The following is a 15,038-nucleotide window of genomic DNA, read 5'->3' as shown; positions in this document are numbered from 1 at the left end:
GGGGGGTGCGAACGGCCAAGGGTGGCGCATCCCCCGTCCTCAGAGAAAGGCTGTGCATGAACGCGGCCCAGGTCCTCAACGGCATCGCGCTCGGCTCCCTTCTCATGGTGCTGAGCTCCGGGCTGGCGATGATCTACGGACTCCGGGGCGTCACGAACTTCGCCCATGGAGCGCTCTACATGACCGGCGCCTACATCGGCTACTCGGTGGCCCGGCACCTCGACTTCTGGCTCGCGCTCCTGCTGGTGCCGCTCGCTCTCACGGCGATCGGAGTGCTCCTTGAGCTCGTGTTCTTTCGGCCCCTGCAGGGCCGGTCCCACATGGAGGTCGGCCTGGTGACGTTTGGACTGGCGCTGATAGCCGAGCGCCTGGTGGTGCTCGCCTGGGGGGAGAAGACCCTATCGCTGGACCCGCCTCCCGGGCTGCGGGGCACCACGTCCCTGTTCGGCGTGCACTACCCGACCTATCGGCTCGGTGTCATCGTGATCGCGGCGGCCCTGGCCGCCGCGCTTGTCCTCTGGCTGCGGCACACCCGCACCGGGCTGTACATCAGGGCGGCGAGCCAGGACATCGAGACGGCCGCGATCATGGGCGTCGACGTCAACCGGATCAGCATCATCGTCGTGAGTCTCGGTGCGGCGCTCGCGGGTCTCGCCGGAATTCTCGCGGCACCTTACATCTCGGTGGATCCGTCGATGGGGGGCCGGTTCCTCATCACCGTGCTCATTGTCGTCGTCGTCGGCGGCGTGGGCAGTGTCGGCGGGGCGATGGCCGCCGGCATGGGCCTCGGTGTCATCCAGACTCTCATCACCGTCTGGTCGCCGAGCGTCTCCGTCCTGGTTCCGTACGCCGCCCTTGTCGTGGTGCTGCTGTGGCGGCCGAGGGGCCTGGCTGGCAGGAGGGCATCATGACCGCGACCACCACGGCTGAGGTGACTGCCAGCGGGACAGCTCCCGAAGCGGGGCGAAGGCCGAGCCGCAGGCTGCTGCTCGGGCTCGCCGTGGCCACCGTCGTGCTGGTGGCCGGCCTGGCGATGCCGTCCGTCGTCGCCGACGCCTACACGATGGGCCTGGCGGTCGAGGCCGCGCTGCTGGGCCTGCTCGCCCTCGGGATCGGTTTCCTGGCCCGACATCTCGGCCTGATCAGTCTCGGCCACACGGCGTTCTTCGGCGGTGCGGCCTACGCGGTCGGCATCGCGGTGAACCGCTGGGGCTGGGACCCGCTGCCGTCGGTGCTGTTCGGGGTTCTTGTCGGCACAGTCATCGCGGTGCTCATGGGCGTCCTTGTGGTCCGCGCCTCGGGCATGGGCTTTCTCATGCTGACGCTGGCTCTCTCGCAGGCGCTCTACCAGCTCTGCGTGCAGACGGCCTTCCGCCCACTCACCGGAGCGTACGACGGCCTGCTGATCGGCCTGGACGCCGACTCCTCCTTCGTGGGGCTCTCGCCGGCGGACCTGCAGGACCCCGGTCGTTTCTGGCCCGTCGTCTGGGTTCCGCTGGCGGTGGGCCTCGTCGTCGTGTGGCTGGTCGGGCGGTCCCGCTTCGGGACGACTCTCGAAGGGATACGCGAGAACGAGGAGCGGATGCGCTTCTCCGGCTACAACACCTTCCTGCCCCGGCTGGCCGCCTTCGTTCTCTCGGGATTGCTGGCGTCGCTCGGGGGTGCGTTGTTCGCCCTCAACGCCGCCTACGTCTCACCCGACCTCCTGGGCTTCGCCCAGGCCGGCGACTCGCTGATCGCGGCCATGGTGGGTGGGCTCGGCACGCTGGCCGGGCCGCTGGTCGGCACCGCACTGTACGTGTGGGGCGAGTCGCGGCTGAACTCCGGCGCCAACCTGCCGCTGTACACCGGCGTCGCACTCATCGTCGTTCTGGTCTTCCTGCCCGGTGGCATCACCGGGACCCTGCAGCGTCTCTGGAAGCGGGTGAAGCGCTGATGGCCGTGTTCGAAGCCAGCGGGCTGTCGGTACGTTACGGCGCCGTCGCGGCAAACAAGAACATCGATATCGCCCTGGTCCAGGGGTGTGTGCACGGCGTGATCGGTCCGAACGGCGCGGGCAAATCCACCTTCATCGACGCGCTGTCCGGGCGTCGGCGCCCGTCGTCGGGCCGGGTGCTCCTCGACGGTGAGGACATCACCCGCCGATCCGTCCGCTGGCGGCGCGCCCACGGAATCTCGCGATCCTTCCAGCGCACCAGCGTCTTCGCGTCCATGACGGTGGGCGCCCAGCTGAGCATGGTCGCGCGCAGGAACGCCGAGCCCGACCTGGCCGGGATCATCGACACGCTCGGCCTGGGCGAGGTGGTCGACCGGGTCTGCGGTGAGATCGCCTACGGCACCCAGCGGGCGGTCGACCTGGCCATCGCCCTCATCGGCCGGCCACGCGTCGTGCTCCTGGACGAGCCGTGCGCGGGTCTGGTCGCCGACGAGGCGGGCCGGATGCTGCGGCACGTGCGCGACCTGTGCCGGGAGCGCGACGTCGCGGCGCTGCTGGTGGAGCACGATGTGGAAGGCGTCTTCCGGACCTGCGACACGATCACCGTGCTCGACCTCGGCGAGGTTCTCAGCTCCGGCCCGCCGGAGGAGGTCCGGGCCGACCCCCGGGTCATCCGCGCCTACCTGGGGAGCGCGGCATGAGCGCGATCCTGGAGTTCCGTCATGTTGACGCCTCCTACGGCGGCGCGACAATCCTGCGGGACGTCTCGTTCGCCGTCGGCTCCGGGGAGACCGTGGGCCTCGTGGGCCGCAACGGCGCGGGAAAGTCGACCACTCTCCTCGCCGTCTACGGCGTGCCGACCACCCAAGGCGACATTCTCGTCGACGGCGTACCTCTCGCCGGGCGCGCGCACGTGCCCACCTCGCGCGGGGTCTCCCTGGTGCCCCAGGGCAAGAGGATCTTTCCCAACCTGACCGTCGAGGAGAACATCACGCTCGGCCGTGCGTCGCGCCGCACGGGCACGTGGACGCTCGACGCCGTCTTCGAGCTCTTCCCGAACCTGGCGCGGGGAAGACGTCGGCACGGCACCGCGCTCAGCGGTGGTGAACAGCAGATGCTGGCCATCGCCCGGGCACTCATGGCCGAGCCGGCCCTGCTGATGTTGGACGAGCCCACCGAGGGCCTGGCGCCTGTGGTCATCGACGCGATCGTCGAGGCGCTGAAGGAGATCCGTGCCCGTGGCACCGCGCTCCTGCTGGTCGAGCAGCACATAGGCATGATCCAGAAGCTGGCGGACCGCTACCTCGCACTGCGCGGCGGGAAGCTGGTCGGTGACGGCCCGGTCGCGCGGCTGCAGGACCGCGCCGTGCAGGAGCTCATCGCTCTCTGACACCGGGGGCGGCACGAGCGGCCGTGTCCCGCGACGCCCGCCGGGCGACGCGGACATCCCCGCAGAGAACCGCGCTCGTCCGGCCGCGGCGAGTCCCAGGCGCTCGGCGACACGCGTTCAGCGACGCACACCCATCGAGCCGCACACCGGCGCATCCCATGGCAGAGCCCTGGACTCGTGGACCAGCCGATCCCAGCCGGCGGCGACGTCCTCCGGGAACGGCCGGGGTCTCCGGTCGTCCAGGCCCACATGCACGAGGACAATCTCCACCGTGCAGGAGAGCCTCTCCCGGGCCTGGTCGACCAGGAACGCCATCAGGTGGGTCACCTTGTCCGAACAGTCCAGGACCCGGGCATGCACCGAGAAGGCGTCACCGGCCTGCAGCTCGGACAGGTACCGGAGGTGGTGCTCGGCGGTGAAGACACCCATTCTCCGGTCCCGCCGGTAGGCCTCGTCGATCCCGACGGCGCGGCACAGCTGGTCGGCCCCCTCGGCGCCCTTGTCGAGGTAGTAACGGACGTTCATGTGTCCGTTGAAGTCGATGAACTCCGGCTCGACCTTGGCCTCGACCAGGGACGGGACCTGCCTGACCAGCTCCCAGGAGAGCGCGTGCGTCGTCGGAGACGTCATGTCGCCGACTCTAGGCCCGGACGGTGCCCGGACGAATCGGCGTGACTGTCGGTTTCCACAGCGCCGGGACCGGCGGGGCCGCCGCGGTCGGCCCAGGCTCAGGCACACTGCGGCAGCGGCAGCGGCAGCGGCAGCGGCAGCGGCAGCGGCGACGCGACTGCGCGGACGCCCCGGACGAGGAGGACGCGGTGGCACTGCAGATCACGGGAGCCGAGCTGGTCGGGGCAAGCGACCTGGACCTGGGCGCTTCGCCGTGGCGGGTCGTGGACCAGCGGCGGGTCGACGCCTTCGCGGATGCCACGGACGATCAGCAGTGGATCCACGTCGATCCCGAGCGCGCCGCGACCGGGCCCTTCGGCGGGACCATCGCGCACGGATACCTGACGCTCTCACTCGTGCCCGCGATGCTCAAGGAGCTGCTCACCATCACCGATCACGGACGAGGCACCAACTACGGCCTCGAGCGGGTGCGATTCACCTCGCCGGTCCGGGTCGGGTCCGAGATCCGGCTCGCGGCGTCAATCAAGGACGGCAGACGGCGCGACGACGGCGGTGTGCAGTACCGGGTCGCGCTCGCCATCCAGGTGCGAGGACAGGACCGCCCCGCCATGGTCGCAGAGTCGATCTATCTCACCTATCCCGCAGAGTCGTTCGCCCGCTAGGGCCGCACCCGGTCGCGAGGTCGCTCGGCTGGTGCCGCCAAAGCGGCGGGAATCCTGTCCGCTACCCGGCTGTGGAGCCCCACACCGGCATCCGGAGGCGATCCTGGTCGCGCCGCGGTGGTGGATGCACAGTGCGGGAGTACTCCTCGGCTCCGTCTCAGGGCGGACCGCTGACTGGCGGGTGTCGCCGGGCAACGGCGAGCGCGGCCGGCGCACCTTCCGTGACCGGTGCGGTGTCGCGCATCCGCCGTTTGCCAGTCCGGCTCGTGCGCTCGCGCCCGAGGACCTGAAGAAGGAGGAAGGCTGTATGTCCTACCGGGCGCTGGTGACGGGAGCGGGCCGCGACGGCGGCATCGGCCAGGCCATCGTGAAGCGACTCGAGGTGGACGGCATGGAAGTGCTCACGCTCGACAAGCTCCCGGGGTGCACCTGGCAGGTCGACCTCGCCACCGACGAGTTGCCCGACTTCGGGCAGGTGGACGTGTACGTCGCCAACGCGGCCATCACGACGCTGTTCGGTGCCGCGCATACCTTTTCGCGCGAGAAGTGGCAGCTCGACCTGGACATCAATCTCACGGGAACGTTCCGTGTTCTGCAGAAGTGCCTGGCAGGCATGCGTGAACGCCGCTACGGCCGGATCGTAGTGATCTCCTCCACCTCCGGCACGCAGGGCATGCCCGCCCAGGTGTCATACGCGACCAGCAAGGCGGGGCTCATCGGGATGGTGAAGACCGTGGCGGCCGAGAACGTCCGCCTCGGCGTCACCGCCAACTGCGTCCTGCCGGGCATGACCGCATCGTCGGGCATCCTCGGAATGCCTGAGCCGATCAAGGATGCCTGGCTGGACAGCCTGCCGAACGGTTTCGTGGATCCCGATGACATCGCCAACGCGGTGGCGTTCTTCGCCGCCCCGGAGTCCGCAATGGTGACCGGGCAGCTGCTCACGGTCGACGGTGGCGACGCCCTCAACACCAGGTCGGTCACCTCGTCGGTTGCCCGACCTGGGCAGGCCTGACCGGCCCGATCCGAAGAGAGGCGGAGAGATGACCCGAACCCCTGTCGAACGGTCGTTCACCGGACCCCTGGCCGGAATGAGGGTCGTCGAGGTCGGGAGCATCGGCCCCGGGCCGTTCTGCGCGATGCTGTTCGCCGACCTGGGCGCCGACGTGATCCGGGTGGACCGGCTGTCGGGAGCCGCTCTGGTCGGCCCGAACGCGGACTTCCGGGCCGAGGTCCTGCACCGCGGGCGGCGGTCGGTGGCGGTCGACCTGAAGAACCCGCGCGGAGCCGAGGTCGTCCGTGCTCTCGTCCGTGGGGCCGACGCGCTCATCGAGGGCTTCCGCCCCGGCGTCGCCGAGCGGCTGGGCATCGGCCCTGACACCTGCCTGGCGGTCAACCCCCGTCTGGTCTACGGCCGCATGACCGGCTATGGCCAGGACGGGCCGATGGCCCAGGCCGTCGGGCACGACCTCAACTACGTCGCCCAGAGTGGCATTCTGGCGCTGATCGGACGGTACGGCCAGCCCCCAACGCCACCGCTGAGCCTCGTCGGGGACTTCGGGGGCGGCGGGCTGATGCTCGCGCTGGGAATCTGCGCGGCACTGTGGGAGTCGGCGCGCTCGGGCCAGGGGCAGGTCATCGACGCCGCGATGGTCGACGGCGCGGCGCTGCTGGGCGCCGCCTTCCACGGCTTCGTCAGCGCCGGCGTGTGGCCGGGCCCGCGCGGCACCCAGATCGTCGACTCCGGCGCGCCCTTCTACGACGTCTACCTGACGGCGGATGACAGATGGCTCGCGGTCGCCGCGATGGAGGCGCACTTCTACGCCGACCTCGTGGCGATCCTCGGCCTTGACCCGGCCGGCCTGCCAGACCGGGACGACCAGGAGCAGTGGCCGCGGCTCAAGGAGATCTTCGCCCGGGTGGTGCGGGAGCGGACACGGGACGAGTGGGTCGAGCTGGCCGCTGGCCGCGGCTGCGTGTCCGCGGTGCTGGAGCCGCGCGAGGCCTGGGCGCATCCACACAACGTCGCGCGCGGCACGTTCGTCGAGATCGACGGCGTCACGCAGCCTGCCCCACAGCCGCGTTTCAGCCGCACTCCCGCAAGGGTGGACGGACCGCCGCCCGCCCCCGGCGAGCACACCTGGGCGGCGCTGGCGGAGTGGGGGGTGCCAGCCGACACGGTCGACGGGTGGGAGCGGGCCGGCGCCATCGGCCGCAGGACGGCTGTGAGCTGACGTCGTGCCGGCGTCGGGGCTGGCCTGGACCGGTCACCAGTATTTGGTCATTCCATTAGTCGAAAGTCCGCCTGGTCTACGAGAGGATGTGGTGGTGACCTCCGATCTCACCCTCGGTATCGCCGTCAACGACGAGCTGCTCACGGCCGATCCGGTGGCTCGCCGGGCCATCCTCGACCACATGGCCGAATCCGGGCTCGACCATCTCACGGTCGGTGACCACATCAGCTTCCATGGAGGCACCGGATTCGACGGGTTCGTCGCCGCGACGACCGCGCTCGCGTCGCACGACACCCTCAATGTGCTGATCGGTGTCTACCTGGCGGGCCTGCGCCATCCGATGGCCACCGCCCGCTCGCTCGCGACACTGACCCAGATCGCCCCCGGCCGGCTCGTCCTGGGCGTCGGGGTCGCGGGGGAGGACCGCTTGGAGGTCAGCAATATGGGCGTCGACCCGGCGACCCGCGGGCACCGCGTGAACGAGACGCTCGAGTTGCTGCGCCGACTCGCGACGGGCGAGAGCGTCGACCACAGCGGGCAGTTCTTCCAGCTCGACGGGGCGCGAATCCTGCCACCCCTGGAGCCCCGGGTACCGATCGTCATCGGTGGCTCGGGCGATGTGGCGGTGCGGCGCACGGTCGCGCACGGCGACGGATGGCTCGGGATGTGGTGCTCGGCCCGCAGGTATGCCGCCACCCACCAGCAGATCCTGACGGCGTGCGCGGCCGCCAGCCGGCCCGCGCCGACCTTCGCCGGGCTCAATGTCTGGGTCGGATTCGGCAGGGACGCGGCGACGGCGCGGGCAGCGCTCGGGGAGCGGATGTCACAGCTGTACAACCTGCCCGCGGATAAGTTCGCCCACATCAGCGCGGCCGGCACGGCGCAGGACGTCGCCGCGTTTCTGCTGCCCTACGTCCAGGCGGGTGCCCGGACGCTGACCCTGATACCGGTCGCCGACACCGTGCACGAGGGTATCGAGCAGGCCGCCGAGGTCCGGGCTCTGCTCCGGGCCCAGGTACCCTCTCGCGGCTGACCGCTTGGCCGGGGCCGCCAGCCCGCAGGCCTCCCCAAAGTGGGAATGCGTGTCTCGAAACGATTTCTCATCTTGACGCCGTGCCGTGATTAGCGCACGGTGTCGAGGATCTGACCGTGGGTTTTACCGCGCCGCTTTGCCTGATACATCGCGGCGTCAGCTGTCCGCACAAGGCCGTCCGGCGAGAAGGTGTCTGGATCGGATATGGCGACACCGACACTTGCGCTTACACTGAATGTCCTCGCCCCCTGGGTTCTGGTGGTCAACAGAGCCGCGCGAACGCGTTCGGCGACCGTTTCGACTCCGTCCGGGCACGTTATGTCCGCGCAGACGACAGCGAACTCGTCGCCGCTAAGCCTAGCGACGAAATCCGCGGGACGGACGGTGCGCCGCATGCGACGAGCGATCTCGCGAAGCAGATCATCGCCTGCTTCATGGCCTAGCAGGTCATTTACCATCTTGAATCTGTCAAGATCGATGAAGAGGAAGCCGACGTGCCGTCCTCCTTCCCTGGCATCAGCGAGAGCCTGATCAAGATGATCGAACAGTGCGGACCTGTTCGGCAGCCCGGTGAGCGCATCGTGCAGAGACTGATAGCGGGCCTCGACCGCCCGCGCTCGCTCGGCCGCGGCCGCGTCGGCCGCCCACGCGGCGCCGGAGATCTGGGATGCCGCCAGGCTGAAGAAAGTGCGGTAGTCACCGTCGAGAGGGAGCCGATCACTGATCCCTGCCACGAGCAGTCCCGGAGGCGGTTCGTTCCCCCTAGCCGCGAGTGGGACGACAATCGCCCGGTTCAGGGCAGGAGTAGCGGCGATGATCTGGAGATCGAGTCGGTCGGGGAGCCGTCTGGAGATCATCATCCGGCCGGAGAGCAACGATTCGCCGAATTCGGGCAGGAGCCCATCGGCGTCGAGCGTGTCCTGGTCAGACGGGGCGCCCGGCATCGCTGCCAGCCCGGCTGTTGCGACGGGACGCACGGTCGGACGGTCGGTATCCTGATCCCGCAGGAGGATCATGCAGTACGGAACGTCCGCCCAGCAGCGCCCCAGCGCGTCAACCGAGTTCTTGAAGACCTCCTCGGACGTCTGCGCATGTATCGTGAGGCCCGCGATCTCGCGCAGGCAGGACAGGCGCCGCAGGCTGACCACATTTCGTGTCGTTTCGGTCGATACTGTGAGAACTCCGAGAACTTCGGCGGTCTTGATCCGCCGAATCGGGCCATATGAGAAGGTGAAAAAGCATTCCTCCAGGTATCCACGCCGGTCTGACAGGACCCGCAGGTCCTGCGCCCAGGTAGCCCCACCTCCGGACATCACCTGGTCGAGCAGTGGGCTGACAAGCTCCAAGGCTTCCGGGAAGAACTCACGAAAGGGACGCCCTATACATTTCGGATGTTTCCTGCCTAAATGTTGCGTAAGTGCGTCGTTGTGCAGCTCAATCAGATCGGGCCCCCACAGGATCTGAATCGGAAACTGGGATTCGAGGCAGAGACTCACCGCCGTTCGCAGCTCAGCACACCAGCGACTCAACGGCCCGAGCGGTGTGGCGGACCAGTCCATGGTCGACATCAGCCGGCCCACCTCGCCGCCCGCTGCGAAGACGTCAGCCATCCCCGGCGAGCGCTGTTGACCGCCCGATGCGGCCTGCGTCGCATTGAGTCGTCCAACGAAGGACCCGCCGTCCCGCGCGCTCTCTCTGGCCACTCCCTCGGGTCACTCCCAGCTTCGATCATTGGTCGCAGGAAATCAATCGTCGTACAATTCCGGGGCACCCCTCGTTGCCTCTTCCCCGCCATCAACCGACGAAACGGGATGGTTGACCCCACGGCTCGCCGGGCGCCTGTGGGCGTTGGTACTGGGGCAACGCACGACCTCGCCCACCGCGCAACCGCCGCTCTACCAGTACGGCTGTCCTGGTACCGAACGTCCCGCGCGACCACCTGGCCGCAGTACGCGCCCACGCCGCACGGTCGGAGGCGGACCAGGCAGCCGAGGTGGGCCGCGCGGCCGAGTGACTGGTCGCAGGGATGACACCCCCGAAACGCACCACATCCGCAGTTGATCAGGCGCGGATACGCTGCGGTTCTGGAACCTGATGCGGACCACCGAACCCGCTGGACCGTTCCTCGTCAACGCGAATATGGCCCGTCCTGCGAGCCCTCTTCCCTCTGCTGCGCGGATCCCTCGCATTCCCGAGCTGGCCCACGGCGGCGACCATCGGCGGCCCCGCCCGTTTGGTGGCATGGGCGCCACCGTCGACGAGACCGGCTACTCCGACCACATCCCGATCGGGATGACCGCACCGAAACCGGCTGACTGCCGGAGCCGTAGCCGTGCGCGTGCGGGACTACCTCGATCGGAGTGCGTATTTAAATGGTCAGCGGTGGCCAGCGTGGGCCTGTCCTATACACGTGAGGCACACTCAGGCCTCATGGGTTTCCCGAGGCTCTTCGCGCCCCAGTGCAGTGCTCTCACGGGGAAGCCGTCTAGGCATGTTTAGGTAATTTCGATGCGGCGGTGGACCGGCTCGGACGGTCAGGCGATACGGTGGGAAATACGTTGTGGACACACCGTCCGCGAGGAGAAGTAGGAATCCTTATGGCGCAGAAGACCATTGTTTCGCTGATCGACGACCTCAGCGGCGAGACGGCCGACGAGACGGTCCGGTTCGGGCTGGACGGCGCGCAGTACGAGATCGACCTGTCCGAGGTGAACGCCAAGAAGCTGAGGGAGGCACTGGCCTCGTTCGTTTCCGCGGGCCGCCGTTCCGGTGGCCGTCCGGCCGGTGGACGCCGCGCCCCGCATGCCGCGTCGCCTCGGTCAGCGGCAGCGGACCGAACCGCTGACATCCGCGAGTGGGCACGAGACAACGGCTACACGGTCAGCGACCGGGGTCGTATCGCGTCGAACATCGTCGAAGCGTTCGACAAGGCTCACTGACCACCCCGGCTCGACCGGCGGTTACGCACCGCTGGCGCGACGCGATCCGACGCTCGGGACCTCGAAACGGCGGGTTGCGTGGTTCACGTTGATGGTCCTGGCTGGCGCGGTCACGGCTGTGCGGCGAAGGTGCGTCGGGCCGCGCCCCCGCTGTGTCCCGACGCCTGACCATCGCAGGCCTCGGCGGAGGGCCACGGTATTGACCTTCCGCGAACGAGTCACTTGCCGGGCCGGGGGAGTCAGTCTGCGCGGCTGATCGTCCTTCGTCAGGTAGACGGCTGCGCCGAGGACGCCCTCCGTGTCGATCGCCGGCGGATCTGGGGACGGCAGTTCACCGTGGTCGTCATAGTCCGGGGTGGGGTGCCGCTGAGGTCTGACTGGAGTCGGTCGAGATCGAGGTTGGGGCCCACTCCCAGCTCTCCCACCGGGGTCGACTGCGCGGTGCGCGCTTCGCGGTGGGTGTCGGGATCAGCAAGGGCAGCGGACCGCCGAGGACTCGAGCGAACAGTCCTTGGCCGTACCACAGGCTGCACCCCGGGACAGTCCGAAGGGGCGGGGGCTGCCGATCAGCGCCCACGAGGAGGTCGGTCGCCGCAGGACCAGCGCAATCGGCGGAGGTCCTGCGCCGACCGGCGACCGGCGTCAGGTCCGGGCAGGGATCTCGGTGCGCTCGATCCTCTGGGCGATCTCCTGCCGGAGCACGTGCTTCTGGATCTTCCCGGTGGCAGTCATCGGCATCGCGTCGAGCAGTTCCAGCCGCTCCGGCGTCTTCTGCAGCGCGATTCCCCGGTTCTGGAGGTATTCCTTCAGTTCCGGCAGGGTGGGCGGGTCGGCGGGATCCGCGGGGACGACATAGCAACACGCGCGTTCGCCGAGTCGTTCGTCGGGCATGCCGACGACCGCGACGGCGCGGACCGCCTGGTGCGCGGCGAGCAGGTCCTCGATCTCCCGGACGCTGATGTTCATCCCACCGCGGATGATGATGTCCTTGGTCCGGCCGGTGACGCGCACGAATCCGTCGGCGTCCATGACTCCGAGGTCGCCGGAGCGCGAGAACCCGTGGGGAGTGAACAGCGCGGCGGTGTCCTCGGGTCGGCCGAGGTAACCGAGCATATGGGTCGGACCCTTGTAGGCGATGTCGCCCTCGGTGCCGGCCGGGACGGGTTCGCCGGCCTCATCGACGATCTGGACCTGGCTGAACGGCAGCGCCGCTCCGTCGGAGGTCAGCGCCCGCTCGGGATCGTCCCCCACGGTGCAGGTGGTGGTGGTGAGGTTCTCGCTGCGTCCGTACAGGCTGAGGATTCTCGTGTCCGGGAGAAGGGCCCGGGCACGTTCCACGAGCGAACGGGGAATCGGAGCGCCAGCGCACACCCAGACGCGCAGGCTCGAGGCGTCGTGGCGGTCTGGATCGTAGGCCTCGAGCGCCATCTGGAGGAAGGTCGTGGCGGCGACGGCCACCGAGCACCGATACCTGGCGATCTCGGCCAGGCCGCGCACCGGGTCCCATTCGGGCATCACATGCGTCGCCCCGCCGTGCAGGAGGGGGAGAAGAACGCTGGTGACGAGCCCGGTCGTGTGGGTGATCGGCGACGGGCCGAACTGCACGTCGTCTTCGGTGTAGCCGAACGCGGTGCCCAGCGCGCGGGCACCCGACGCATAGGTGTTGAAAGTGTGCAGGCAGCCCTTGGGGCGGGCCGTGGTCCCGGAGGTGTAAACGATGACGAACGGGTCGTCCGGGCCCACCGGCGAACCCAGGGTGACCTCCGCGAGCGACGGTTCGATGTCGGCGCTCACCGCGCTCAGGGAGAGGACCTCGGCGCCTGGCCCCCCGGCGTGAGCTCCCGACGCGCGTACGGCCGCGTCGTCGCGTGCCACGAGGATCGAATGCAGGGCCGGCCGATCGGCCGCCAGACTCCGGAACATTCCCAGGTGGTCGAAGCCCTTGAACGTCGCGGGTGTGACCACCGCCCTCACGTCCGCGTCATCGAGCACATGGCCAACCTCGTCGCGGCGGTAGATCGGCATGATCGGCACCATCACGGCGCCCACTCGGGCTACGGCCGCGGCAGCGACGGCGAACTCCGCCCAGTTGGGCAACTGGACTGCCACCCGGTCGCCGGCTCGCACTCCCCGCGTCTTCAGGCCGACGGCCAGGCGCAGTGCGGCTTCGTAGACCTGGCGGTAGGTCATGGAGGCATCGCCATCGGTGATGAAGGTCTTGTCTCCGCGTTCGCCGGCCTGCCGGGCAAGGATCTGCCCTAACGTCTCTTTCCCCCAACGGCCAGAGGCGTAGTAGTGATCGACCGCGGGGCGATCGTAGCGGTCACTGACGGTGGGAATCTCCATGACAGTCATCCTGGGATCGTTGTGCTCAGGCACGGTCGGGATGGCGGGCGCCGGGGTGTGCGCTCCGCTGTCGCCGGGAGGCCGGATCGACATGGGCCAGAAGGCTACTGGTCGCAAGTTATAATGGTATGGCCAAATGTGTCCACTCCCTCGATCCCGGGGTGCTGCATGGTCCCCCGGGCGCGCTTGGGCTGTGGCCGCGGGTGGGGGATCTTCGGTGTGAATGCCGACGCTCGGCCCCCGGGGTCTAAAGATCTTCTTCCGGGCGCGTGTCGCTTCGACCGAGTCCCGCCGGCGGCACGCGGGTGGCGGCGGCCGCCGGAGCTGAGCGTGTCGGGGCCGTCAGGTCCGCTCTCGGCGGGCAATCCCACGGGAGACGTTTCGGTCGCGGCCGTCTGGTGCCTTGACGTTTAGGTCATACCATTTTATCGTTCCGAAACTCCTGGTGGGGGGCATGATCGGAGGGATGCCACGGTGCGGCGCATCGCGTATGAACAGGCCTTCGTTGCCGCGGAGAACGCGCTCCGCTCGGCGACGTCCGTTTTCGGTATAAATCTTCCGCTGCCTCGCTTCGGGGTGGATGACCCTGAGCAGGTCCTCCAGGCGCTGACCGAAGCGTCCGCGGCGGTGCGCGCTACGGCGGGGCCGGGTCTGGCGCAGGCGGCGGAGCTGGCCGCGGGGGAGCTCGCCGCCGCCAAGCTGGATCTCGTCAGCTGGACGGCTCTTCGCGGGCGGGGGAGCCCCGGCATGCTCGCCCGGGTGTTGCAGCGGCTCCGTGCGGCCACGACGGTCGCCGAACTCACTGAACTCATCCCGAATCTGACGGCCGAGCTCGGCTACGACCGGGTTCTTCTTTCCTGGGTCCGGCACGGCCGGTGGATTCCCTGTGCGGCCCGCACCTGCAGCGACCCGGACGAGGCGGCGGCCATCGTCGCCGCCGGCGGCACCCCGGCCTATCGACGCATCCACGGCCTGCTGGAGGACGAGGTCGTGCGCAGCTGTTCGACGATCCTGGTCCGCGACGTCAAGGGTAACCCTCGCGTGCACACCCAGCTGCTGGCAGTCACGCACTCACGCTCCTACGTGGCCGCGCCGCTGGTGCTGCGGGACCAGGTGGTAGGCCTGCTGCACGTCGACCGTAACGCTGAGACGGGCGCGATGGACGGGTTCGATCGCGACCTGCTCGCTCTTCTGTCCGCGGGCCTCGGGCTCGCGCTGGACCGGGTCCGGACGTTAAGGGACCTGGAGACCGTCCGTGAGACCGTCGAAGGCCACGCCGTGATGCTGCATGATCTGGTGGGGCGGCTCGGGAACGGACAGAACCACCCCACAGCCGACGCCGACGCGGGCTCCCTTCCCATCTCACTCTCCGATGGGCCGACCTGCCTGTCACGTGACCCGGGCGAGCAGAGCGTCAACGTCGCGCGGGCCGTACGCCCGGCGCATCGCTTATCCGAGCTGCCGGATGCCGATGACTGGAAGTCCGGGTTGACCCGCCGAGAGGAACAGGTTCTGCGACTCGTCGCCGAGGGGCTGACCAACGCGCAGATCGGCGAGCGGCTCTTCGTTACCGAGGCGACCGTGAAATCGCATGTGAAGAGCCTGATGCGCAAGCTCGGCGCGGCGACCCGCTCCGAAGCCGGGGCCGCGTATCACCGTGGTACCGACCGGGCCCTCGCGCTCGCCGGAACCGGCCACTCGAGGGGGCAGAAAGCCCACCCCTTCGGATGATGTAAGTAGCACCACAGTGATCGCACAATAGGTGGCGATCGCTGTGGGTGGAAGTTCGCCGGGAACAGTTTTCCGGCGCGATTGGAACGACCCTTTCCGGCGGGCTCCGAATGCCCGGAAAATATCGTCGGGCAAAA

General features: G+C 68.9%; 13 protein-coding genes. 10 read left to right on the top strand and 3 right to left on the bottom strand.

The genetic code is table 11. The annotated features are described in order from the left end of the window. Window positions 1-56 precede the first annotated feature (56 nt). The 4 genes from AWX74_RS15120 to AWX74_RS15105 are packed head-to-tail and all read left to right on the top strand — an operon-like array spanning window position 57 to window position 3,326. Entirely contained in the window at window positions 57-911 is an 855-nt protein-coding gene (locus AWX74_RS15120) for a branched-chain amino acid ABC transporter permease (RefSeq protein WP_091277058.1), read from the top strand. Next, entirely contained in the window at window positions 908-1,936 is a 1,029-nt protein-coding gene (locus AWX74_RS15115; RefSeq protein ID WP_131799465.1) for a branched-chain amino acid ABC transporter permease, read from the top strand. Before AWX74_RS15120 ends, AWX74_RS15115 begins: the two co-directional genes overlap by 4 nt. Then, window positions 1,936-2,637, top strand: coding sequence for an ABC transporter ATP-binding protein (locus tag AWX74_RS15110; protein WP_091277053.1), 702 nt, complete (start codon window positions 1,936-1,938; stop codon window positions 2,635-2,637). The genes AWX74_RS15115 and AWX74_RS15110 overlap by 1 nt, the downstream gene beginning before the upstream one ends. Next, window positions 2,634-3,326 (top strand): ABC transporter ATP-binding protein, encoded by a 693-nt coding sequence (locus AWX74_RS15105; RefSeq protein ID WP_091277050.1) that lies wholly within the window; start codon window positions 2,634-2,636, stop codon window positions 3,324-3,326. Before AWX74_RS15110 ends, AWX74_RS15105 begins: the two co-directional genes overlap by 4 nt. A 117-nt stretch (window positions 3,327-3,443) precedes the next feature. Here AWX74_RS15105 and AWX74_RS15100 read toward each other — a convergent pair whose 3' ends face one another. Further along, complete coding sequence (locus tag AWX74_RS15100) at window positions 3,444-3,956, bottom strand: thioesterase family protein (protein WP_091277047.1); 513 nt, start codon at window positions 3,954-3,956, stop codon at window positions 3,444-3,446. Window positions 3,957-3,997: 41 nt separating this feature from the next. Here AWX74_RS15100 and AWX74_RS15095 point away from each other — a divergent pair, with 41 nt between their 5' ends. The 4 genes from AWX74_RS15095 to AWX74_RS15080 all read left to right on the top strand — a co-directional run bounded on the left by AWX74_RS15095 (window position 3,998) and on the right by AWX74_RS15080 (window position 7,885). Beyond that, on the top strand, window positions 3,998-4,618 hold the full coding sequence (locus AWX74_RS15095) for a MaoC family dehydratase (protein ID WP_242666250.1): 621 nt from the start codon (window positions 3,998-4,000) through the stop codon (window positions 4,616-4,618). Between the two features lie 181 nt (window positions 4,619-4,799). Then, a complete protein-coding gene (locus AWX74_RS15090; protein ID WP_207550335.1) occupies window positions 4,800-5,633 on the top strand; it encodes an SDR family oxidoreductase in 834 nt (277 codons plus the stop codon). Between the two features lie 28 nt (window positions 5,634-5,661). Next, window positions 5,662-6,852 carry a CaiB/BaiF CoA transferase family protein gene (locus AWX74_RS15085; protein WP_091277044.1) on the top strand — a complete coding sequence of 397 codons (1,191 nt, stop codon included), beginning with the start codon at window positions 5,662-5,664 and terminating at the stop codon, window positions 6,850-6,852. Between the two features lie 94 nt (window positions 6,853-6,946). Beyond that, the gene (locus tag AWX74_RS15080) at window positions 6,947-7,885 is read left to right on the top strand and encodes an LLM class flavin-dependent oxidoreductase (RefSeq protein WP_242666249.1); all 939 of its coding nucleotides are present in this window, start codon (window positions 6,947-6,949) and stop codon (window positions 7,883-7,885) included. 89 nt (window positions 7,886-7,974) lie between these two features. Here the strand turns inward: AWX74_RS15080 and AWX74_RS15075 are convergent, their stop codons facing one another. After that, complete coding sequence (locus AWX74_RS15075; protein WP_242666248.1) at window positions 7,975-9,588, bottom strand: diguanylate cyclase domain-containing protein; 1,614 nt, start codon at window positions 9,586-9,588, stop codon at window positions 7,975-7,977. 894 nt (window positions 9,589-10,482) lie between these two features. Between AWX74_RS15075 and AWX74_RS15065 the strand changes: the two genes are divergently transcribed. Beyond that, the gene (locus AWX74_RS15065) at window positions 10,483-10,824 is read left to right on the top strand and encodes a histone-like nucleoid-structuring protein Lsr2 (RefSeq protein WP_091277039.1); all 342 of its coding nucleotides are present in this window, start codon (window positions 10,483-10,485) and stop codon (window positions 10,822-10,824) included. 642 nt (window positions 10,825-11,466) lie between these two features. Here AWX74_RS15065 and AWX74_RS15060 read toward each other — a convergent pair. Continuing rightward, window positions 11,467-13,179 (bottom strand): AMP-binding protein, encoded by a 1,713-nt coding sequence (locus AWX74_RS15060; RefSeq protein WP_226930793.1) that lies wholly within the window; start codon window positions 13,177-13,179, stop codon window positions 11,467-11,469. Between the two features lie 465 nt (window positions 13,180-13,644). Here AWX74_RS15060 and AWX74_RS40015 point away from each other — a divergent pair, with 465 nt between their 5' ends. Next, the gene (locus AWX74_RS40015) at window positions 13,645-14,901 is read left to right on the top strand and encodes a helix-turn-helix transcriptional regulator (RefSeq protein ID WP_165615639.1); all 1,257 of its coding nucleotides are present in this window, start codon (window positions 13,645-13,647) and stop codon (window positions 14,899-14,901) included. Window positions 14,902-15,038 lie beyond the last annotated feature (137 nt).

Origin of the sequence: Parafrankia irregularis (genome assembly GCF_001536285.1) — a bacterium.
Lineage (GTDB): Bacteria > Actinomycetota > Actinomycetes > Frankiales > Frankiaceae > Parafrankia > Parafrankia irregularis.
This window is presented reverse-complemented; position numbering and strand designations above follow the sequence as displayed.